General features: G+C 65.3%; 18 protein-coding genes. 11 read left to right on the top strand and 7 right to left on the bottom strand.

What is annotated here, in order from left to right; all coding sequences use genetic code 11:
* Window positions 1–114: 114 nt before the first annotated feature.
* The 6 genes from Q4E25_RS06270 to Q4E25_RS06245 form a co-directional block, all read right to left on the bottom strand.
* Window positions 115–918 carry an HpcH/HpaI aldolase/citrate lyase family protein gene (locus tag Q4E25_RS06270; protein WP_303155248.1) on the bottom strand — a complete coding sequence of 268 codons (804 nt, stop codon included), beginning with the start codon at window positions 916–918 and terminating at the stop codon, window positions 115–117.
* Entirely contained in the window at window positions 903–1688 is a 786-nt protein-coding gene (hpaH, locus tag Q4E25_RS06265) for a 2-oxo-hept-4-ene-1,7-dioate hydratase (RefSeq protein WP_303155245.1), read from the bottom strand. The genes Q4E25_RS06270 and hpaH overlap by 16 nt, the downstream gene beginning before the upstream one ends.
* Window positions 1689–1843: 155 nt before the next feature.
* Window positions 1844–2920: a 3,4-dihydroxyphenylacetate 2,3-dioxygenase gene (gene hpaD, locus Q4E25_RS06260; protein ID WP_303155244.1), complete on the bottom strand. Its 1077-nt coding sequence runs from the start codon at window positions 2918–2920 to the stop codon at window positions 1844–1846.
* Window positions 2921–2969: 49 nt separating this feature from the next.
* Window positions 2970–4484 carry a 5-carboxymethyl-2-hydroxymuconate semialdehyde dehydrogenase gene (gene hpaE / locus Q4E25_RS06255; protein WP_303155241.1) on the bottom strand — a complete coding sequence of 505 codons (1515 nt, stop codon included), beginning with the start codon at window positions 4482–4484 and terminating at the stop codon, window positions 2970–2972.
* Between the two features lie 33 nt (window positions 4485–4517).
* On the bottom strand, window positions 4518–5207 hold the full coding sequence (locus Q4E25_RS06250; protein WP_303155239.1) for a GntR family transcriptional regulator: 690 nt from the start codon (window positions 5205–5207) through the stop codon (window positions 4518–4520).
* Window positions 5204–6697: a fumarylacetoacetate hydrolase family protein gene (locus Q4E25_RS06245; protein WP_303155237.1), complete on the bottom strand. Its 1494-nt coding sequence runs from the start codon at window positions 6695–6697 to the stop codon at window positions 5204–5206. Before Q4E25_RS06245 ends, Q4E25_RS06250 begins: the two co-directional genes overlap by 4 nt.
* A gap of 128 nt (window positions 6698–6825) precedes the next feature.
* On the opposite strand from Q4E25_RS06245, the gene Q4E25_RS06240 reads away from it, so the two are divergent.
* The 8 genes from Q4E25_RS06240 (at window position 6826) to trpA (ending at window position 17310) form a co-directional block, all read left to right on the top strand.
* A complete protein-coding gene (locus Q4E25_RS06240) occupies window positions 6826–8193 on the top strand; it encodes an MFS transporter (RefSeq protein WP_303155235.1) in 1368 nt (455 codons plus the stop codon).
* Window positions 8194–8412: 219 nt separating this feature from the next.
* Window positions 8413–10263 carry an FAD-binding monooxygenase gene (locus Q4E25_RS06235; RefSeq protein ID WP_303155233.1) on the top strand — a complete coding sequence of 617 codons (1851 nt, stop codon included), beginning with the start codon at window positions 8413–8415 and terminating at the stop codon, window positions 10261–10263.
* A gap of 327 nt (window positions 10264–10590) precedes the next feature.
* Complete coding sequence (locus tag Q4E25_RS06230; RefSeq protein ID WP_303155232.1) at window positions 10591–12144, top strand: anthranilate synthase component 1; 1554 nt, start codon at window positions 10591–10593, stop codon at window positions 12142–12144.
* A complete protein-coding gene (locus Q4E25_RS06225) occupies window positions 12141–12788 on the top strand; it encodes a gamma-glutamyl-gamma-aminobutyrate hydrolase family protein (RefSeq protein WP_303155230.1) in 648 nt (215 codons plus the stop codon). Before Q4E25_RS06230 ends, Q4E25_RS06225 begins: the two co-directional genes overlap by 4 nt.
* A gap of 27 nt (window positions 12789–12815) precedes the next feature.
* Entirely contained in the window at window positions 12816–13844 is a 1029-nt protein-coding gene (gene trpD / locus Q4E25_RS06220; protein ID WP_303155228.1) for an anthranilate phosphoribosyltransferase, read from the top strand.
* Window positions 13831–15222 (top strand): bifunctional indole-3-glycerol-phosphate synthase TrpC/phosphoribosylanthranilate isomerase TrpF, encoded by a 1392-nt coding sequence (trpCF, locus tag Q4E25_RS06215; protein WP_303155226.1) that lies wholly within the window; start codon window positions 13831–13833, stop codon window positions 15220–15222. The genes trpD and trpCF overlap by 14 nt, the downstream gene beginning before the upstream one ends.
* A 48-nt stretch (window positions 15223–15270) precedes the next feature.
* On the top strand, window positions 15271–16485 hold the full coding sequence (gene trpB / locus Q4E25_RS06210) for a tryptophan synthase subunit beta (protein ID WP_303155225.1): 1215 nt from the start codon (window positions 15271–15273) through the stop codon (window positions 16483–16485).
* Complete coding sequence (trpA, locus tag Q4E25_RS06205) at window positions 16486–17310, top strand: tryptophan synthase subunit alpha (RefSeq protein ID WP_303155223.1); 825 nt, start codon at window positions 16486–16488, stop codon at window positions 17308–17310.
* 111 nt (window positions 17311–17421) lie between these two features.
* On the opposite strand, the gene Q4E25_RS06200 is transcribed toward trpA, so the two are convergent.
* Window positions 17422–18648, bottom strand: a complete 1227-nt coding sequence (locus Q4E25_RS06200; protein WP_303155221.1) for a dicarboxylate/amino acid:cation symporter — start codon at window positions 18646–18648, stop codon at window positions 17422–17424.
* A 202-nt stretch (window positions 18649–18850) separates the two neighbouring features.
* Between Q4E25_RS06200 and Q4E25_RS06195 the strand changes: the two genes are divergently transcribed.
* The 3 genes from Q4E25_RS06195 (at window position 18851) to Q4E25_RS06185 (ending at window position 19914) form a co-directional block, all read left to right on the top strand.
* Entirely contained in the window at window positions 18851–19321 is a 471-nt protein-coding gene (locus Q4E25_RS06195) for an SdpI family protein (protein ID WP_303155219.1), read from the top strand.
* Between the two features lie 102 nt (window positions 19322–19423).
* The gene (gene relB, locus Q4E25_RS06190; RefSeq protein WP_303155216.1) at window positions 19424–19627 is read left to right on the top strand and encodes a type II toxin-antitoxin system RelB family antitoxin; all 204 of its coding nucleotides are present in this window, start codon (window positions 19424–19426) and stop codon (window positions 19625–19627) included.
* Window positions 19627–19914 (top strand): type II toxin-antitoxin system RelE/ParE family toxin, encoded by a 288-nt coding sequence (locus tag Q4E25_RS06185; protein WP_303155213.1) that lies wholly within the window; start codon window positions 19627–19629, stop codon window positions 19912–19914. The genes relB and Q4E25_RS06185 overlap by 1 nt, the downstream gene beginning before the upstream one ends.
* Window positions 19915–19952 lie beyond the last annotated feature (38 nt).

Genomic DNA, 19952 nt, shown 5'->3' with positions numbered 1-19952 from the left:
GAATCCACCCACTGACCACCAATCAAAAGCTTCGTCGGAACCTTAGCCAGAAGCTCGTCGATGTTTACTTTGCTTTGCGTAGTCATGAGTCTTTCTACTCCTTAACGGTTGCTCTCAGTGATTGCTCTCAGTAGCAGATGAAGAGGCAAATGAATCAGCCAACGAGCGCGCCGCGCCCGCCAGCAGCTGTACGTCAGCGCCCACTAGCGCGAAGGAGGCACCGGCCTCCAGGTAGCTACGCGCCTGATCCAGGTTGAAGGCGTTCACACCCACCTTCTTACCCGCCTTCTGGCAGGCCTTAAAGGTACGGTCCACCGCGGCCAGCACATCCGGGTGGGTTTGCTGGCCCAAAAGCCCCATGGAGGCCGCAAGATCCGAGGGGCCCACGAAGATCTGGTCCACGCCGTCCACGGCGACGATCTCCTCGACGTTCTCCACGGCAGTAGCGGATTCGATCTGCACGGTGAGACTCACTGTCTCCGAGGCCGTGGCCAGGTAGTTCTCCACGCCGTTCCAGCGTGAGGAGCGGGCCAGCGCCGCGCCCACGCCGCGCACGCCGCGCGGCGGGTAGTGCATCGCGGCTACGGCGGCCTCGGCCTCCTCCTTGGTGTCGATCATCGGCACCATGAGGTTCTGCGCGCCGAGATCCAGGTACTGCTTGATCAGCGCGGTGTCGTTGACCGGCACGCGTACCACGCGGGTCAGCCCGTAGGCGTCGGTGGCGCGCAGCAGGCTGAGCACGGTCTCCAGGCTGTAGGGGGAGTGCTCGCCGTCGATGAGCGTCCACTCAAATCCGGCAGAGGCGATGATCTCTGCGGCGGCCTCCGAACCAGAGCTGATCCAGGCGCCGATGAGGGGAGAGGAGGCGCGGTCAAGCGCCTGCGCAAAAGTGGCGGGGAGTTTTACTGGAATCGGCATGAGATGGTTCCCAACTTTCCGTAGTCAGCGAGCACGGTATCGCCCGGCTCGACCCACATGGGCTTGGTGAAGGAGCCGGCGAGGATGATGTCGCCGGCCTCGAGGGAGTCGCCGTGCTGGTGCAGCTTGTTGGCCAGCCAGGCCACGCCCATGGCCGGGTGGTTGAGCACCGCGGCGGCTACGCCGGTGTCCTCGATGGACTCGTTGCGGTAGAGCAGGGCGGAGACCCAGCGCAGGTCGATGGACTCGGGGGCAACGGGGTTACCGCCGTAGACCATGGCGCCGAGCGCGGCGTTGTCCGCGATGGTGTCCACGATGGTGCGCCCCTCCATCTCCACGCGGGAGGAGAGGATCTCCAGCGCGGGGACCACGTATTCGGTGGCGCGCAGGACGTCGAAAATCGTGCAATTCGGACCGGTGAGCTTCTCCTTGAGAACGAAGGCCAGCTCCACCTCGATGCGCACGTTGGAGAACTGCGCGTGCTCGATGATGGAACCGTTCTCGAAGACCTGGTCCTCGAAGATGGCACCGTAATCCGGCTCGGTGATGCCGGTGGCCTCCTGCATAACCTTGGAGGTCAGCCCGATCTTGCGGCCTACCAGGCGGCGCCCCTTCTCGACGCCGCGGCGGACCCATTCCGCCTGTACGGCGTAGGAATCCTCGACCTCCATCTCGGGGAAGCGCTTGGTGAGGCGCTCGACCATGGTGCGGTCGCTTTCGGCTTGGGCGAGCTCATCAGCGATGGCGATGTGCTGCTCTGTGCTCAGCATGTCATTCGCTCCTTTGACGGGTGTGATGTGGCGGGTTAGTTGTGGTGAGTGAGGGAAATGCGTGGTTTCACGTGAAACAACGAGAGGCCCCGCGGGCAGTCCTAGGGTGGCTGCGCTGCGAGGCCCAACGTTAGCGAGTGCGCGCGGCGCGCGCTTTAGAGCTGGTGGCCCAGCTTGTACTCGCCCAGCTTCCACTCCGGCATCTCAGCGGAGTCTTCCTTGCGGGTGTAGGAGAAGCCATCGGCACCGATGGTCTGCTCCAGCTCGGACTCGTCGGTGCGCTCGACCAGCGGAACCGGGTTGCCGTCGAGGTCGAGGACGGTGGAGCCGTCGCGGTACCAGGAGGGCACAACCGGGGTGCCCCACCAGTCACGGCGCTGGTTGTCGTGAACGTCCCAGGTGATGACCGGGTTGTCCGGGTCGCCGGTGTAGTAATCCTGGGTGTAGATCTCCACGCGGTGGCCGTCCGGATCGCGCAGGTAGAGGTAGTAGGCGTTGGACACACCGTGGCGGCCCGGGCCGCGCTCGATGCGGTCAGACTCGCGCAGGGCACCCAGCTTGTCGCAGATGGCGATGATGTTGTGCTTCTCGTGGGTGGCGAAGGCAATGTGGTGCATGCGCGGGCCGTCGCCGCCGGTCATAGCGGTGTCGTGGACGGTGGACTTGCGGCGCATCCACGCGGCGTAGACGGTGCCTTCCTCGTCGCGGATGTCCTCGGTGATGCGGAAGCCGAGGTCCTCCATGTAGTCCACGGCCGTCGGCACGTCCGGGGTGATCTGGTTGAAGTGATCGAGACGGACCAGGGCGCCGGGGATGTGGGCGTCGTAAGCCCAGGCCAGGCGTTCCACGTGCTCGACCTCGTAGAAGAACTCGTAGGGGAAGCCCAGCGGATCCATGACGCGCACGGAATCGCCGATGCCCTTGACAAAGCCCTCCTTGTTGCGGCGGACCTCGCAGCCGCGAGCCTTGTAGAACTCCTCGGCGAGGTCCAGATCCTCCGGGCTGCGCACGCGGAAGGAGAAGGCGGCCACGGCGGCCACCGGGCCCTGGCGCAGAACCAGGTTGTGGTGGATGAACTCCTCGTAGGTGCGCAGGTAGATCTCGTTCTCGTTCTCCTCGGTGACCACGAGGCCGAGGGTGTCAACGTAAAACTTGCGGGAGGCGGCCAGGTCGGTGACCACGATCTCCATGTAGGCGCAGCGCAGGATGTCGGGGGCCTGTACTTCAGTCATGATTGCTCCTTGCAATTCAAGTGGGGGTGGGGGGTAGGTGAATGCGGGACTAGTCCTGCTTGCCAAAGACCGGGTTGTGCACCTTGTCCAGGTTGATGTGGACGGCCTGCTGGTCGGTGTAGAAGTCGATGGAGCGGTAGCCGCCCTCGTGGCCCAGGCCGGAGGCCTTGACGCCGCCGAACGGGGTGCGCAGGTCACGCACGTTGTTGGAGTTGAGCCACACCATGCCGGCCTCGACGTTCTGCGCGAAGTTGTGGGCGCGCTTGAGGTCGGAGGTCCACACGTAGGCGGCCAGGCCGTACTTGGTGTTATTGGCCAGCTCCAGGGCTTCCTCGTCGGTGTCGAAGGGGGTGATGGCCACGACAGGGCCGAAGATCTCCTCCTGGAAGATGCGGGCATCCGGCTTGACGTCGACGAAGACGGTGGGCTGGACAAAGTTGCCCTCCTCGAAGCCCTCCGGGCGCTCGCCGCCGGCGGCCAGGGTGGCCTCCTGCTTGCCGATCTCAATGTAGGAGGTGACCTTCTCGTAGTGCTCCGGGTGAACCAGGGCGCCGACCTCGGTCTTCGGGTCGGAGGGCAGGCCCACCTTCACGCGCTTGGCCTGCGCGGTGTAGCGCTCAACGAACTCGTCGTAGATGTCGCGCTGGACCAGAATGCGGGAGCCGGCGGTGCAGCGCTCGCCGTTGAGGGAGAAGACACCGAAGATGCAGGCGTCGATTGCGGTCTCCAGGTCGGCGTCGGAGAAGACGATGGCCGGGGACTTGCCGCCGAGCTCCATGGACAGGCCCTTGAGGTGCGGTGCGGCGTTGCCGAAGATGATCTGGCCGGTGCGGGACTCACCGGTGAAGGAGATGAGTGGCACGTCCGGGTGCTTGACCAGCGGGTCGCCGGCGTAGCCCTCCTCGCCGAAGCCGTTGACCAGGTTGAACACGCCCTTGGGCAGGCCTGCCTCCTCGAAGATGCCGGCCCACAGCTGTGCGGAGAGCGGGGTGAACTCGGCCGGCTTGAGCACCACGGAGTTACCGGTGGCGATGGCCGGGGCGAGCTTCCAAGACTCGAGCATGAACGGGGTGTTCCACGGGGTGATGAGGCCGGCGACGCCAATCGGCTTGCGGTTGACGTAGTTGATCTGGCGGCCGGGGACCTTGTAGGCGTCGTCAGCCTGCGCCACGATGAGGTCGGCGAAGAAGCGGAAGTTCTCCGCGGCGCGCTTGGCCTGGCCGTTGGCCTGGGTGATGGGCAGGCCGGAGTCGAAGGACTCCCAGGCGGCGAGCTTGTCGGCGCGAGACTCGACGATGTCCGCAATCTTGTTGAGCACGCGGGCGCGCTCACGCGGCAGGGCCTTGGACCACGGGCCGTTCTCGAAGGCTTCCTTGGCGGCGGCAACGGCCTTGTCGATGTCCGCCGGCTTGCCGGAGGCTGCCTTGATGTAGTTCTGGTTGGTCACCGGGTCTAGGACGTCGAACTCGTCGCCGTCAATGGACTCGACGAACTCACCGTTGATGTAGTGGAGGATCTTCTCGGGGAGGTCTGCGGGCTTGGCGGCGTCGTTGTTGATAGCCATGTGCTGTGCTCCTTGTGTCGTGATAGTGAGGGGTTAAGAGTCGATGAGGTGTGTGTTCTTCTCGCGGTAGCTGGCGGAGGTCCGCAGCCGGTGCTGGCGTGCGACCTTCTCGATGTACGCCGGCTCCGCGCCAGCCTCGATGAAGCTGACCAGTTGTTCGTGTTCGTTGATGGATTCTTGGGCTCGCTCAGGCACGTAGCGGAAGGTGGACACGCGGTGATAATCCAGCTGATTCCACTGCTCGACCACCAGGCTCACTAGGCGCTCGTTGGGGCACTTACTGAAGAGGACGCTGTGGAAGTCCCTGTTGAGCTGGGTGAATTCCTCCGGCTCGTGGTGGATGTCCAAGTCCCTCATCTGCTGGTTGATGGCGCGCGCCTTGGCGATGTCCTCCGCGTCCAACAAGGGCGCGGACTCCGCCGTGGCTCTGGCCTCCAACGTGGCCACGATGTCCATGGTCTCGTAGTAGGCCTCGCGGTTGAAGGTGGTCACGCGGGCTCCGACGTTGCGTTCGTAGGTGACCATTCCTTCGGCCTCGAGCTGGCGGATGGCCTCGCGTACGGGAACCACGCTGACGTCCAGCTCCTCCGCGATGGAGGTGAGCACCAGCCGGTAGTCCGGCTCGTACTCGCGAGTGCGAATCTTGCGGCTTATCCAGTTATAGGCGTGTTGTGATTTGCTCACCCCGGCGGGCGCCGGGGTGCGGTCGATGGTTCGCGTCACTGATCACCCGCCTTCCCGGCGTCCTTGCTGGCCTCACGGAAGGCGATGTATGCCTCCTTGTTGGCCCCGGTGGGCGGGAAGAGGCCGTCAAGGCTGGCGCCGGTTTCCACCTGGCTGGCCACCCACTCGTCCTCGTGCTCCTTGGCCAGGGTGGCGTCCACGACTTCTTCGGCGATGTCGCGGGGGATGACCACCACGCCGTCGTCGTCACCGACGACGATGTCACCCGGCAGGACCGTGGCGTTGCCGCAGGAGACGGCGATGTCGCTGTCCCACGGCACGTGCTTACGGCCGAGCACGCAGGGGTGCGCGCCCTGGGTGAAGACCGGCAGTCCGATCTCCTTGACGGCCTCGTAGTCACGCACGCCGCCGTCGGTGACCACGCCCGCCGCACCGCGCACCTTGGCGCGCAGGGCCAGGATGTCACCCAGGGTGCCGGAGCCAGGCTCCTGGCGAGCCTCGATGACGATGACCTCGCCCTCACGCACGGTGTCGAAGACCTTCTTCTGCTCGTTGAGGCCGCCGCCGTGGGACTTGAAGAGGTCCTCGCGGCCGGCCACGAAGCGCAGGGTGCGGGCCACGCCGACCATTGTGGTTCCGGTGGTCTGCGGGTAGACGCCCTCGATGACGGACTGGTTGATGCCGCGCTTGCGCAGCTGGGCGGAGATTCCGGCGGTGGGGGCCTTCTCCAGCTTGGCCTTGAGCTGCGGGTCCAGCGCGTGCTCCGCGCCTACCGGCGGCAGGCCGGCGGATTCGCGGTCGCCGTAGGCGTCCTCGCGCTGCTTGTCATCGATGTGGGGGAGGTTTCCCAGCGCCGGGTCGAAGGAGGCGGGGACCTCCACGACGGTGGTGGACAGGCGCCCGGAGCTCTCGCCGCCGGGGACGTCCACCTCGACTTCGACGACGTCGCCCGGCACGATGACCGTGGAGCCGGCCGGTGTGCCGGTGAGGATGATGTCACCCTCCTCGAGGGTCATGTGCTGAGAGAGGTCAGCCACGAACTGCGCGAGCGGGAAGATCATGTCCTCGTCGGAGGAGGTGCCTTCCTGCACAAGGTCGCCGTTGACCCAGGTGCGCAGGCGCAGGCCCTTGGGGTCGACCGTCTGGGCGTCAATAAGCTTCGGCCCGATGGGGGTGTAGCCGTCGCGGGACTTGGAGCGGGTGTTGGAGCCCTTGTCCTGCGCCTTGTAGTCGTAGATGCCCAGGTCATTGGAGGCGGTCACGTAGGCGACGTGATCCCAGGCCTCCTCGAGGGAGACGTTGCGGGCCGGCTTTCCGATGATGAGCGCAATCTCACCCTCGAATGCCAGAAGCTCGGTGCCTTCTGGGCGTTCGACCACTCCGCCGGACTCGGCGAGGGTGCTGGTTGCTTTGAGGAAGTAGCTCGGGGTCTTGGGCCAGCGGCCGCGCTGCGCGGCGCGGGACTCAAAGGCCACATGGACGGCGATCATTTTGCCCGGATTAACCGGCAAGAACGCGGGTACAGCCATGAAGAATCCTTTACTTTGAACAAATCCTTGCCCGAATCGTATATTATCTTCCACATCGCTGCAAGTGGTTTAGTTCACACTGCCTTAAGCGTATACGACACGACACATCCCCCTTGAAAGGAACGCGCATGCCCCGCACCCCTGCGGCTGGGACCATCACGACGAACGAACGCCGCCGTGTTGTCGCAGCCACCACGATTGGTACCGCCATCGAGTGGTATGACTACTTCCTCTACGCCGCCGTCGCCGGCCTCGTCTTCAACAAGCTCATGTTCGGCCCCCTGGAAGGAGGCATGGCCAGCATCATCGCGTTCCTGACCGTCGGCCTTTCCTTCCTCTTCCGCCCGCTCGGCGCCTTCCTGGCCGGCCACTTCGCCGACCGCCTAGGCCGCCGCGTGGTCCTGCTCGTCACGCTGTTCGCCATGGGCGGTGCCACCACGCTCATCGGTGTGCTGCCCACCTACGAGACCGCCGGCGTGTGGGCGCCCATCCTGCTCATCCTCCTGCGCATCATCCAGGGCATCTCCGCCGGTGGCGAGTGGGGCTCGGCGGTGCTCATGGCCGTCGAGCACGCTCCCACTGACAAGCGCGGCCTCTACGGCGCCGGCCCCCAGATTGGTGTGCCCGCCGGCCTGCTGCTCTCCTCCGGCGTGCTGTCCATTATGAACACCATCGCCCCGGGGGAGGCCTTCATGCAGTGGGGCTGGCGCGTTCCCTTCCTGCTCTCCTTCGTGCTCGTCCTCGTGGGCTACTACATCCGCATGGGCGTGGAGGAATCCCCGGTGTTCGCGGAGATCGCCGAACGCGAGGAGCAGGAGGCCCGCAACCCCATCAGCGTGCTCTTTGCCAAGTTCACCCCGCTGGTCTTCATCGCCGCGCTCGTCTTCGCTGGTAACGGCACCGTGGGCTACATGACCACCGGCGGATACATCCAGAAGTACGCCACGGACCCGGACGGCCCGGTGGCCCTGGCGCGTGGCGACGTCCTCAATGCCGTCACCCTCTCCGCCTTCACCTGGGGCATCTTCACCCTCATGGCGGGCTGGATCTCCGATTACATCGGCCGCCGCAACACCTACCTCATCGGCTTTGTTCTGCAGGGCATCGGCGCCGCGGCACTGTTCCCCATGGTCAACACCGGTGAGCTGGGCAAGCTCTACATCGCGCTGATCTTCCTCACCATCGGCCTGGGCCTGACCTACGGAGCGCAGTCCGCGATGTACGCCGAGCTCTTCCCGGCCTCCATCCGTGCCACGGGTGTGTCCATCACCTACGCGCTGGGCTCCATCCTCGGCGGCGCCTTCGCCCCGATGATCGCCGCGGCCTTGGTGGAGGCCACCGGCACCACCTTCGCGGTCTCGGGATATCTGGTCACCGCCTCCATCGTGGGCCTGGTGTGCACCTTCATCCTGCGCGAGCGCAAGGGCATCCCGCTGGGCCCCGAGCACGAGGCCGAGCAGTCTCGCGGCCACTTCATCTTCAGCAAGAACAAGTAGGCACCTCTCCGGCGCCACCCCCGACCCCGCACTCTGAGAGACATAAATTGTGAATCTCATTGTGCGGGGTTGCGTCATCATATATGATTCGGCCCATAGGACTTAGATCACAGGGTTCGCACTCATTGAGGTGAGTCACCGCCCTTCCCTCCATTAGCTCACACTTCGCCGGGGTTGATTCCTACCCCCGCACCCCCATTGGTAATCAAGGAGACCACAGTGCAGTTCCACCACAACGGCTATGTTTCTGAAGACCCCCGAGAGCTCCCGGCTGCAGGCTATGGCGTCGATCGCGCCACCGAGCTGCCCGATGAGATGGATGTTCTCATCGTCGGCTCTGGCCCGGCCGGCATGATTGCCGCCGCACAGCTGTCCATGTTCCCCAGCGTCAACACCCGCATCATCGAGCGCCGCCCCCACCGCCTCGAGCTGGGACAGGCGGACGGCATCCAGTCCCGCTCCACCGAGACCTTCCAGGCCTTCGGCTTTGCCCAGGAGATCATCGAGGAGGCCTACGAGATCACCGAGATGTCCTTCTGGAACCCGGATCCGGAAGACCGCTCCAAGATCATCCGCACTGCCTGCCCTATCGATGACGAGTTTAGCATCTCCGAGTTCCCGCACCTCATCGTGAACCAGGCCCGCGTGCTGGATTACTTTGCCCGCTACGCGCGCCGCGGACCCGCCCGCATCACCCCGGACTACGGCTGGAACTTCCTCTCCCTGGAGGTGGGGGAGGGCGAGTACCCGGTGCTCGTCCACCTCGAGGACGCCGAGGGTAACCCGCGCGACGTCCGCGCCAAGTACGTCGTCGGCTGCGACGGTGCCAAGTCCCGCGTGCGCAAGTCCATCGGCCGCAGCCTCAAGGGCGATCAGGCCAATCACGCCTGGGGCGTCATGGACGTCGTGGTGGACACCAACTTCCCGGACTGGCGCACCAAGTGCGCCATCCACTCCAAGGCCGGCTCCATCCTCCACATCCCGCGCGAGGGCGGCTACCTCTCCCGCATTTACGTCGACCTCGGCGTGGTGGCCGAGGATGACAACCACAAGGTCCGCGAGACCCCGATTGAGAAGATCATCGAGAAGGCCAACGAGATCTACGCCCCCTACTACGTGGACGTCAAGATGGTGGCCTGGCACTCCGTCTACGAGGTGGGCCACCGCCTGGTGGACGCCTTCGATGACAGCGACGCCGAGCCGCGCGTCTTCCTCACCGGAGACGCCTGCCACACCCACTCGGCCAAGGCCGGCCAGGGCATGAACGTATCCATGCAGGACGGCTTCAACATCGGCTGGAAGCTGGGCCACGTGCTCGACGGCCGCGCGCCCAAGGACCTGCTGTGCACTTACCACGGCGAGCGCCAGCCGGCCGCCCAGAACCTCATCAACTTTGACAAGGAGTGGTCCACTCTCATGGCCACCCCCACGGAGGAGCTGGATGATCCGGAGGCAGTGGAGAAGTACTACGTTGCCGCCGAGGAGTTTGCCGCCGGCATGCTCACCCAGTACGAGGAGAACCTCATCGTCGGCGGCACCGAGAACCAGGAGCTGGCCTCCGGCTTCCCGGTGGGCAAGCGCTTCAAGTCCTACGAGGTCCTGCGCCGCTGCGACGCCTTCCCGCAGCACCTGGGCCACCAGCACCAGGCCGACGGCCGCTACCGCATCTACGCTTTTGCCGACGCCCCCAAGGCCGGCGAAGACTCCCGCCTGAGCGCCTGGGCGGAGAACATGGAGAAGGTCGTCGCCGCCTTCACCCCGGAGGGTGAGGATGAGAACACCTACTTCGACATCAAGGCCATCTACCAGCAGACCAACCACCACGACTTCGAGATCCTCGACGCCCCGCGCCTCTTCCGCCCGCGCAACGGCAAGTTCAACGTGCCGAATTGGGAGAACGTCTTCAGCGTGCTCTCCGCGGAGAAGGACATCTTCGAGGCCCGCGGCATCTCCCGCGAAGGTGCGGTGGTCATCGTCCGCCCCGATCAGTACGTGGGCGCGGTCCTGCCGCTGGATGACGCCTCCTCGGTCGAGGCCTACTTCTCCAAGGCCCTGATCAAGCGCTCCTAAACCCCAGCGCGCCCCGCCCGACACTCCACCCCAGTGCCCGAACGGAAGTCAACCCCCGGGATGCGATGTTTCACGTGAAACAGCCCGCGCCCGGGGGTATTTTTCTCATTACCTATACAGCGAGAGAAATCGGATGCTAGAGTGACACACATGACAAAGAACTCCCTGAACTGGTGGTGGCGCGCATAACCTGCGGGCCTTCCTTGTCATCCCTCTCTTCGGTCCGCGGCAGCGGGCCTTTCGGCGTTTTTGACCACGAGCCCGCCGCTGGGCTCCACCCCTTTGCCCACCCTCCACGTCAATCCCCAACGTCAGCGAAAGGCCATCATGCCGTACACAGCACAGCGCGAGCTCGCCTATACCCTTGATGCGGCCGCTCTCTTCTACGCCCTCGCCACGCCGCGCGACTCCCTGCTCCTCGAGGCGGCCGACATCGAGTCCAAGAAGAACCTCAACTGCATCGCCATCACCAAGGCGGCAATGAAGGTCACCTGCCGCGATAACCGCGTCACCGCTCAGGCACTCAGCGAGTCCGGCCGCCTGCTACTGGAAAGGCTCAACGCCGAGTTCGCCACCCAGCGCCAGCCCGAGGCCACCGAGCCGGAGCAACCAGCGGGGGAGCGGTCCGTCTTTCTCTTTGAGAGGTCCCGCGAGCACGACGAGCGCGCCCGCCTCCAGGACTCCTCCAGCGCGGACGTCCTGCGCTTCCTCCAGTTCATGGAGCTCGGCGGCGAGCAGGGTTCGGTAGCCGAGGACCTTCCCTTCCTCGGCGGCGGCTTCTCCTTTGACTACCTGGCCTCCTTCGAGGATCTGCCCGCGGTGACTGAGGGCGCTAACGGCTACCCGGACTACGAGTTCCTCGTGGCCGAGCACCTGCTTGTGGTGGACCACCTCAACCAGAAGGCATGGATGGAGGGATGGGGCATCGACAAGCGCGAGCTCGACCGCGCCCTCGATCGCGCCGCACACACCCAGCCTGCCAGCATGGAGCCCGCCCCCAGCGTGCCGGCACTGCGCGCGGTGGCCAGCATAGATGACGCCACCTTCCGCGCCCACGTGGAACGCCTGCAGGGCAACCTCGCCGCCGGCGACATCTACCAGGTGGTGCCCTCGCGCTCCTTCGAGCTGGAGTGTCCCAGCGCCTGGGCCGCCTACCGCAAGCTGCGCGAGTCCAATCCCTCGCCCTACATGTTCTACGTGCGGGGAGCGGACTACGAGCTCTTCGGCGCCTCCCCGGAATCCAACCTCAAGTTCAGCGCCCACAACCGCGAGGTGCAGCTCTATCCCATCGCCGGCACCCGCCCGCGGGGGCTCAACCCGGACGGCAGCGTCAACCACGAGCTCGACATCCGCGCCGAGCTGGACATGCGCACCGATACCAAGGAGGTCTCCGAGCACATCATGCTCGTGGACCTTGCCCGCAACGATCTCGCCCGCGTGGCGGTGCCCGGCACCCGGCGCGTAGCGGAGCTGCTCAGCGTGGACCGCTACTCCCGGGTCATGCACCTGGTTTCCCGGGTGGTGGCCACCCTGCACGAGGATTTCGATGCGCTCGACGCCTACCGGGCCTGCATGACCATGGGCACGCTTACCGGGGCACCGAAGCTGCGCGCTACCGAACTGCTGCGCGAGACCGAGGGCACCCGGCGCGGCTCCTACGGCGGGGCAGTGGGCTACCTCAAGGGTGATGGCTCGATGGATAACTGCATCGTCATCCGCTCCGCCTACGTCGCCGGCGGCAAGGCCATCGTGCAGGCGGGTGCCGGCGTGGTACGCGATTCCGTGCCCCAGGCCGAGGCCGATGAAACCGTCCACAAGGCCTACGCGGTGCTCAGTGCCATCGCCCAGGCCCACAACGCTTCCCTGGAGGTCATCCGATGAGCCAGAACACCCCGCACGTGGTGCTCATTGATAACCACGATTCCTTTGTCTATAACCTCGTTGACGCCCTCCACGGTTGCCGCACCACGGTCTTCCGCAACACTGTGCCGGTGAACGAGGTGCTCGCCGCCCAGCCCGATCTCCTCGTGCTTTCCCCAGGCCCGGGTCACCCCCGCGAGGCCGGCAACCTCATGGAGATCCTCAACGCCGCTCTGGGCACCATCCCCGTGCTCGGCATCTGCCTAGGCTTCCAGGCCCTGCTCGAGCACTTCGGCGGAAAGGTGGAGCCCTGCGGCCCAGTGCACGGCGCCTCGGTGCCCATGACGTTGACCCCGGAGGGGCAGCGCCACCCCGTGTTCCAGGGCCTGGCCACCAACGTGGAGCCGGACGCCCCGCACCGCGGCGGCACGCAGGTGCCGGTGGCGCGCTATCACTCGCTTGGCTGCTTTACCACCCCGGAGCAGCTCCACCCCCTGGCCACCACGCCCACCGAGCGCGGGGAGGTGGTCATGGCCGCGGCCACCCCGGATGGCATGGCACTGGGCCTGCAATTCCACCCCGAATCCATCCTCACCCCGCAGGGCCCGGTGATGATCGACCGCAGCATCCATGCCCTTAGCCAGTTTCATAACCACACCCCTTAACCACACCGCATAGAAAGGACCACCACCATGACGAGCAGCGATTCCCTGCGCACCCTACAGAGCTACCTCGACATCAAGGAACCCACCATCGAAGAAGCCATTGAGGTCTTCACTCCTCTGACGGTGGGTGATTACGACGAAGTCCACATCGCCGCGCTGCTCGCGGCCATCCGTACCCGCGGGGAAACCTTCGCGGATGTAGCTGGCGCGGCCAAGGCCTTCCTCAAGGCCGGCTATCCTTTCCCCATCACCGGGAAGGGCCTCATGGACACCGCGGGCACCGGCGGCGACGGCGCCAACACCATCAACATCACCACCGCGGCGTCCCTCGTGGCCGCCGCCGGGGGAGTGCGGATGGTCAAGTGCGGCAACCGCTCGGTCTCCTCCAAGTCCGGCTCCGCCGACGTCCTCGAGGCACTCAACATCCCGCTGGATCTCGATCCCCAGCGCGCGGTGCGCCAGTTCGAGTCCTCCAACTTCACCTTCCTCTTCGCCCCGGCCTATAACCCGGCGGTGGCCCACGTGCAGCCGGTGCGCAAGGCGCTGGGGATCTCCACCATCTTCAATACCCTCGGCCCGCTGCTCGCCCCGGCCCGTCCGGAGCTGCAGATCATGGGTATCGCCAACCCGGCGCTGGGCCAGACCATCGCGGAGGTCTTCAAGGAGCTGGGCCGCCGCCGCGCTCTGGTCATCCACGGCGCGGGCACCGACGAGGTGGCGGTGCACGGCACCACCGACGTCTGGGAGCTTAACGAAGGCGAGATCACCCACTACCAGATCAGCCCGGAGGATCTCGGAGTCGAGCGCCACGAGCTCAGCGAGCTGGCCGGCGGCGACGGCGCCGAGAACGCTCAGCTCATCCGCGCGGTCTTCGAGGGCCACGGCAAGCCCGCGCATGTCGACGCCATCGCAGCCACCGCCGGCTTGATGTTCTACCTCAACGGCACGGCCGAGACCATGGCCGAGGGCGTGGTCCACGCGCGCGAACTCATCGAAAGCGGCCAGGTGCAGGAGTGGCTGCGCACCCACGAGGAGGCCAACTATGGCGGAGAATAAGGTACCCACGGTGCTGGAAGGGATCGTCGCCACGCGGCGCACCCACCTGCCGGAGATTCGCCAACGCCTGGCGCACGTGGATCTGGAGGCCCTACCGCGCTCCACGCGCTCGCTGTACCGTGCCCTGCAGGGCCGCAACCGCTTCATCATGGAGTGCAAGGCCTCCTCGCCCTCGCTGGGGCTCATCCGCTCGCACTACGAACCGGGGGCCATCGCGCGGGTGTACTCCCGCTACGCCTCGGCCATCTCGGTGCTCTGCGAGCCGGAGCGCTTCGGCGGCGATTACGATCATCTGCAGACGGTGGCCATGTCCACCCACCTGCCGGTGCTGTGCAAGGACTTCATCATCGACCCGATTCAGGTCTACGCCGCGCGCTACTTCGGCGCGGACGCCATCCTGCTCATGATGTCCATCGTGGACGATGACACCTTTGCCAGCCTCAAGGCGCTAGCCGATAACCTCGGGCTTGACGTCCTCACGGAGGCCATCACCGAGGAGGAGGTATCCCGCGCGGTGAACTTCGGCGTTGACATCATCGGCATCAACAATCGCAACCTGCACGATCTCAGCATCGACCTCAGCCGCACTGAGCGCCTGGCCCCTCGGGTGCCGGAGGGAAAGGTCATCGTCTCGGAGTCCGGCATCCGCGATAACCAGACGGTGCGCCGGCTCGGCGGGCACGCCAACGCCTTCCTCGTCGGCTCCCAACTCACGGGAACACCGGACATCGACGCCGCCGCGCGCGAGCTGGTCTTCGGCCGCAACAAGGTCTGCGGCATCACCGAGTGCTCCGTGGCGCAGGCGGCCCGCGCGGCCGGCGCCCTCTACGGCGGACTCATCTTCGAGGAGGCCTCGCCGCGCAATGTTTCACGTGAAACCGCGCGCGAGATCATCGCCCACGAGCCCGGCCTCGAGTACGTCGCGGTCTCCCGCCGCACCACCGGCTGGGAGGAGCTCACCCTCGAGGGCATCGACGTCTTCCAGATCCACGCACCCTACCAAGGCAGCCTCGAGGCCGAGCACGCGCTCCTCTCCTCGGTGCGCGCGGCGGCGGGGGAGCGCCAGGTGTGGCGCGCCGTGGACATGCAGGGCCCCAAGGGCCCTGCCCTCGCCGCGCAGCTGGCCGATGCCGCCGACATGCTTATCCTCGACTCCGGCTCCGGCGGCACGGGCACGAGCTTCGATTGGTCCACCGTCCCGGCCAGCGTGCGCGGGAAGTCCTTGCTCGCCGGCGGCATCAGCCCAGAGAACCTCCACGCGGCGCTCTCCGTGGGTACCGCGGGCCTGGATCTCAACTCCGGCCTTGAGGCGGGCGGCCGCAAGGACACCGGGCGCATCGCCCGCGTCTTCGCCAGCATCCGCGAGTTCACCGACTAAACGCATACCCACACCCACCACCATCCACGAGAGAAAGACACCCACACCATGACTCAGCACAACGCAGAACGGGAGACACTCCTCCCGGCGTACTTCGGCGAGTTTGGCGGGCAGTTCGTTCCAGAGTCCCTCATCCCGGCTCTGGATCAGCTCGAGCGCGCCTTCGTCGACGCCACCAATGATCCCTCCTTCCGCGCAGAACTCGCGGGCTACCTCAAGGACTACCTCGGGCGCCCCACGCCGCTGACCGAGGCCACCAAGCTCGGCGGCAAGGCCCGCATCTTCCTCAAGCGCGAGGATCTGGTCCACGGCGGCGCGCACAAAACCAACCAGGTCATCGGCCAAGCGTTGCTGGCCAAGCGCATGGGAAAGAAGCGCATCATCGCTGAGACCGGCGCGGGCCAGCACGGCACCGCCACCGCGCTGGCCTGCGCGCTGCTCGACCTCGAATGCGTGGTCTACATGGGCGCCAAGGACGTCGCCAGGCAGCAGCCCAACGTCTACCGCATGGAGCTCATGGGCGCCACGGTGGTTCCGGTGGACTCCGGCTCCGGCACTCTCAAGGACGCCGTCAACGAGGCGCTGCGCGATTGGACCGCCACCTTCCACGAGTCCCACTACCTGCTCGGCACCGCCGCCGGGCCGCACCCCTTCCCGACGATCGTCCGCGAGTTCCACAAGGTCATCTCCGAAGAGGCCAAGGCGCAGATGCTCGAGCGCGTGGGCGCGCTGCCGGACCTCGTGGTGGCCTGCGTGGGCGGCGGCTCCAACGCCATCGGCATGTTCGCTGACTTCATTGACGAGGAAGGCGTCGAGCTCGTCGGCGCCGAGCCCGGGGGAGAGGGCCTCGACTCCGGCAAGCACGGCGCCACCATCAACAACGGCACAGTGGGCATCCTGCACGGCGCGCGTTCCTACCTCATGCGCAACGCCGACGGCCAGGTGGAGGAGTCCTACTCCATCTCCGCCGGACTGGATTACCCAGGTGTGGGCCCGCAGCACGCCTACCTGGCGCAGACCGGCCGCGCCACCTACGTGGGCATCACCGACGCCGAAGCGCTGGAGGCCTTCCAGCTATTAAGTAAGAAGGAGGGCATCATCCCGGCCCTGGAGTCCTCCCACGCCCTGGCCTACGCGCTCAAGCGCAAGGACGAGGACATCACCATCCTCGTCTCGCTGTCTGGCCGCGGAGACAAGGACATCGATCACGTGCGCCGCACCCTGGAGGAGCACCCCGAATACCGCCTCAAGGAGGAGAAGTAAATGAGCCGCTATGAAGCACTTTTTCAGCAGCTGGACGCCCGGGGCGAGGGGGCCTTTGTCCCCTTCATCATGCTCAGTGATCCGCGCCCCGAGGTAGCACTCGAGGTAGTCCGCGCGGCGGTGGCCGGTGGCGCCGATGCCCTGGAGCTCGGCGTGCCCTTCTCCGACCCAGTGGCCGATGGCCCCACCATCCAGGCCTCCCACATCCGCGCGCTGCGCAACGGCGCCACCGTCGATTCCGCCATAGAGCAGATCCGCACCATCCGCGCCGAGTTTCCGGAGCTGCCCCTGGGCATGCTCATCTACGGCAACGTGGCCTTCACCCGCGGCATCGAGCAGTTCTACCGGGACTTCGCGGAGGCCGGTGCCGATAGCATTTTGCTTCCCGACGTTCCCGTGCGCGAGTCCGCCCCCTTCGTTGCGGCCGCCGAGCAGGCCGGCATCGATCCGATCTTCATCGCCCCGGCCCAGGCCTCCGAGAAGACGCTCGAGGGCGTGGCCCGCAACTCCCGCGGCTACATCTACGCCATCTCCCGTGACGGCGTCACCGGCACCGAGCACGAGTCCGAGACCCGCGGCTTGAGCGAGGTGGTGGCCAACGTGCAGCGCTTCGGCGGCGCGCCCATCCTGCTCGGCTTCGGAATTTCCACCCCGCAGCATGTGCGCGATGCCATCGCCGCCGGGGCGGCCGGCGCGATCACCGGCTCGGCACTCACCAAGGTCATCGACACGCACCTCGACGCCGCGGGCAACCCCGACGAGGGCCTGGCCCAGGCGGTGAGCGAGTACGTCGCTTCCATGAAGGCGGCCACCATCCGCGACTAAGGCGCACAGCAAAAGCCTCCTTCCCCTCCCACGTCATTCTCAGTGGGGGAGGAAGGAGGCTTTGGCCTGTTTCACGTGAAACAGGGTTCCACGCGAGGACGCGCGTCTAGCTTAGGCCTCTGCTCCGGCGGCGCCGCTGGTGGCGGCCTCCTCGTCGAGGCCCTCGATCTTGTTGCGCGCGAAGCGGTCCACGATCATCGCGATGGCGCCGTCGCCGGTGACGTTAGCGGCGGTACCGACGGAGTCGATAGCGATGTAGGCCGCGATCATGAGCGCCACCATCGAGTCGTCGAAGCCCATGTTGGACTGCAGCAGGCCCACGGCCACCATGACCGCGCCGCCCGGCACGCCCGGGGCGGCAATCATCATGATGCCCAGCAGCAGGATGAAGCCCATGGCCTTACCAAAAGAGGCATCCATATCCGCCATGTAGACGATGGCGAAGGCGTAAAGGGTCAGCTTCATCATCGAGCCGGAGAGGTGGATGGTGGCGCACAGCGGAATGACAAATCCGGCCACGGGCTTGGAGATCCCGTTGCGCAGGGTGGACTCCAGAGTCACCGGGATGGTGGCCGCGGAGGAGGAGGTGCCCAGCGCGGTGAAGTAGGCCGGGGCCATGTTCTTCAGCGCCTTGGCCGGGTTCTTGCCGGCAATGGCACCGGCCACCGCGTACTGGAAGATGAGGTAGACCACGGTCATGATGACCGCCAGGATGAGCACCTTGGTAAAGGCAATGAGCACCGAGCCCAGGTTGCCGTTCATGCCCAGCGCCAGGAACATGCCAAAGATGTAGATGGGCAGCAGCGGGATGACAAAGCCCCAGATTACCTTGATCACCACGTTTTCCAATTCCTTGGTCAGCGTGTAGAGGTTATCGGACTTCACGGTGGTCATGGCCACGCCCACGCAGAAGGAGAGCAGCAGGGCGGTCATCACCTCGAAGGGGGCTGGCATCTCTACGGTGAAGTAGGGGGCCAAAGCACCCTCGTCAATATCGGCGACGTCCGTGTTGAGCGTCTGGCCAGCCAGCATGGCAGGGTAAAGCACCTGGGTCAGCGCGTAGGCGATGAGACCGGAGACGATGGTGGAGCCGTAAGCGATACCCGCGGTGATACCCAGCCATTTTCCAGCGCCGCGGCCCAGGCCCGCGATGGCGGGCGCAACCAGGGCGAAGATCAGCACCGGGATGAAGAAGCCGAGGAAGTTACCAAACAGGCCATTGAAAGTGGCGAACGTCCGGCCCAGCCACTCGGGCGCGAAGAGGCTGACGACGATACCGAGGATAATGGCGACTACGATGCGGAAGAGCAACGAGTCAGTCATCTTCTTGAAGTTCATACGTGATTCTTTTCTACTTACGGTCCCGTGCCGCGCTGAACCATGAGATTTCTATCATGCGACACGCAATGAATATTACAGCATGGAGCTTATAATCTGAACCAACATTCAGACCACAAACACACCCTCACTAGCCCCGAAGCACTCGCCAGCACGGCGTCGCGCTTTTTGATCCGGGGAACTCAGGGATAAACTTGAGCCCATGCTCGCTGTAGGAATCCTCTTCTTTATCCTTGCCTTCATCCTCCTGGTCGTCGGCGGCCTCGCCACCGCCCGCAAGCTTCCCGGCAACAACGTCGTGGGCCTTCGCCTCGTGGAAATCCGCAAGACCAAGGAGGCGTGGGATAACGCCCACGCCGTGGCTGGCCCCTTCTGGCTGCTCGGGGGAGTAGCGCTTGTCTTTGGCGGGCTCGTGGCTCTGCGCGCCTCCGGCTGGATGTGGCTCATCCCCGTGGTCACCTTCATCGTCGCGGTCCTCGCGCTCTCCATCGGCTCCAACATGGGTGCGCGCGCAGCCTACCTCTGGGATCAGGCGCACCAGGAGGAGGAAGGCTGCGGTGAGAGCTGCAACTGTGGCGATGGCGGCTGCGGCTCCGGCGAGGCCGACACACCGGCCCCGGCCGTAGATCTGGATGCCCTCCGCAAGGCCGCCGAGGAATCCGACAAGAACTAGCGCCATCACCAGCAAAAGAATTCACCACGCATAAGGCATTGACCTCTTAACGGGGACCTGAATACACTGTATTCACCACCGTTGGGAGGAACTATGAGCACCATGACAGTACGCATGAGCGAAGAAGACGCCGAGCTCGTTCGAAAGTTCGCTCACTTTGAGGGCGTCACCATTTCCGATTTCGTCCGCAGCGCCATTTTGGAAAAGATCGAGGACGCTCACGACCTCCAAGAACTGCGCGACGCCGTCGCACAGGACTCTGGGGAGCGTTTAAGTATGGACGATATTCTTTCTGAGCTCGCCTGATGCCTCCTACGTCCACTCCCTACCGCGTTGAATTCACTGCGCGGGCGCACAAGCAGCTCAAGAAGATGGACCGCTTTGACGCCAGGATCCTCGCCAAGTGGATCAAGAAACATCTCGACGGATGCGTTGACCCTCGCGCATTCGGCAAGGGGCTCACCGCAGACCGCACGGGGGAGTGGCGCTATCGAGTTGGCTCCTATCGCATCCTCGCCCTCATTCACGATGATGTCGTCACCATTGAGGTTTTCTCTATTGGTCGGCGCGACAAGATCTACTCGTCACAGTGACTTTATATGCTCCACGGGCAACCCCTGCACATACCGTC

The sequence above is a fragment of the Corynebacterium sp. genome, assembly GCF_030532325.1.
GTDB lineage: Bacteria > Actinomycetota > Actinomycetes > Mycobacteriales > Mycobacteriaceae > Corynebacterium.
This window is presented reverse-complemented; position numbering and strand designations above follow the sequence as displayed.

Coding starts and splice junctions, on each gene's coding strand:
- Q4E25_RS06270 (WP_303155248.1), bottom strand. CDS start 918: ATGCCGATTCCAGTAAAACTCCCCGCCACTTTTGCGCAGGCGCTTGAC.
- hpaH (WP_303155245.1), bottom strand. CDS start 1,688: ATGCTGAGCACAGAGCAGCACATCGCCATCGCTGATGAGCTCGCCCAA.
- hpaD (WP_303155244.1), bottom strand. CDS start 2,920: ATGACTGAAGTACAGGCCCCCGACATCCTGCGCTGCGCCTACATGGAG.
- hpaE (WP_303155241.1), bottom strand. CDS start 4,484: ATGGCTATCAACAACGACGCCGCCAAGCCCGCAGACCTCCCCGAGAAG.
- Q4E25_RS06245 (WP_303155237.1), bottom strand. CDS start 6,697: ATGGCTGTACCCGCGTTCTTGCCGGTTAATCCGGGCAAAATGATCGCC.
- Q4E25_RS06240 (WP_303155235.1), top strand. CDS start 6,826: ATGCCCCGCACCCCTGCGGCTGGGACCATCACGACGAACGAACGCCGC.
- Q4E25_RS06230 (WP_303155232.1), top strand. CDS start 10,591: ATGCCGTACACAGCACAGCGCGAGCTCGCCTATACCCTTGATGCGGCC.
- Q4E25_RS06225 (WP_303155230.1), top strand. CDS start 12,141: ATGAGCCAGAACACCCCGCACGTGGTGCTCATTGATAACCACGATTCC.
- trpD (WP_303155228.1), top strand. CDS start 12,816: ATGACGAGCAGCGATTCCCTGCGCACCCTACAGAGCTACCTCGACATC.
- trpCF (WP_303155226.1), top strand. CDS start 13,831: ATGGCGGAGAATAAGGTACCCACGGTGCTGGAAGGGATCGTCGCCACG.
- trpB (WP_303155225.1), top strand. CDS start 15,271: ATGACTCAGCACAACGCAGAACGGGAGACACTCCTCCCGGCGTACTTC.
- trpA (WP_303155223.1), top strand. CDS start 16,486: ATGAGCCGCTATGAAGCACTTTTTCAGCAGCTGGACGCCCGGGGCGAG.
- Q4E25_RS06200 (WP_303155221.1), bottom strand. CDS start 18,648: ATGAACTTCAAGAAGATGACTGACTCGTTGCTCTTCCGCATCGTAGTC.
- Q4E25_RS06195 (WP_303155219.1), top strand. CDS start 18,851: ATGCTCGCTGTAGGAATCCTCTTCTTTATCCTTGCCTTCATCCTCCTG.
- relB (WP_303155216.1), top strand. CDS start 19,424: ATGACAGTACGCATGAGCGAAGAAGACGCCGAGCTCGTTCGAAAGTTC.
- Q4E25_RS06185 (WP_303155213.1), top strand. CDS start 19,627: ATGCCTCCTACGTCCACTCCCTACCGCGTTGAATTCACTGCGCGGGCG.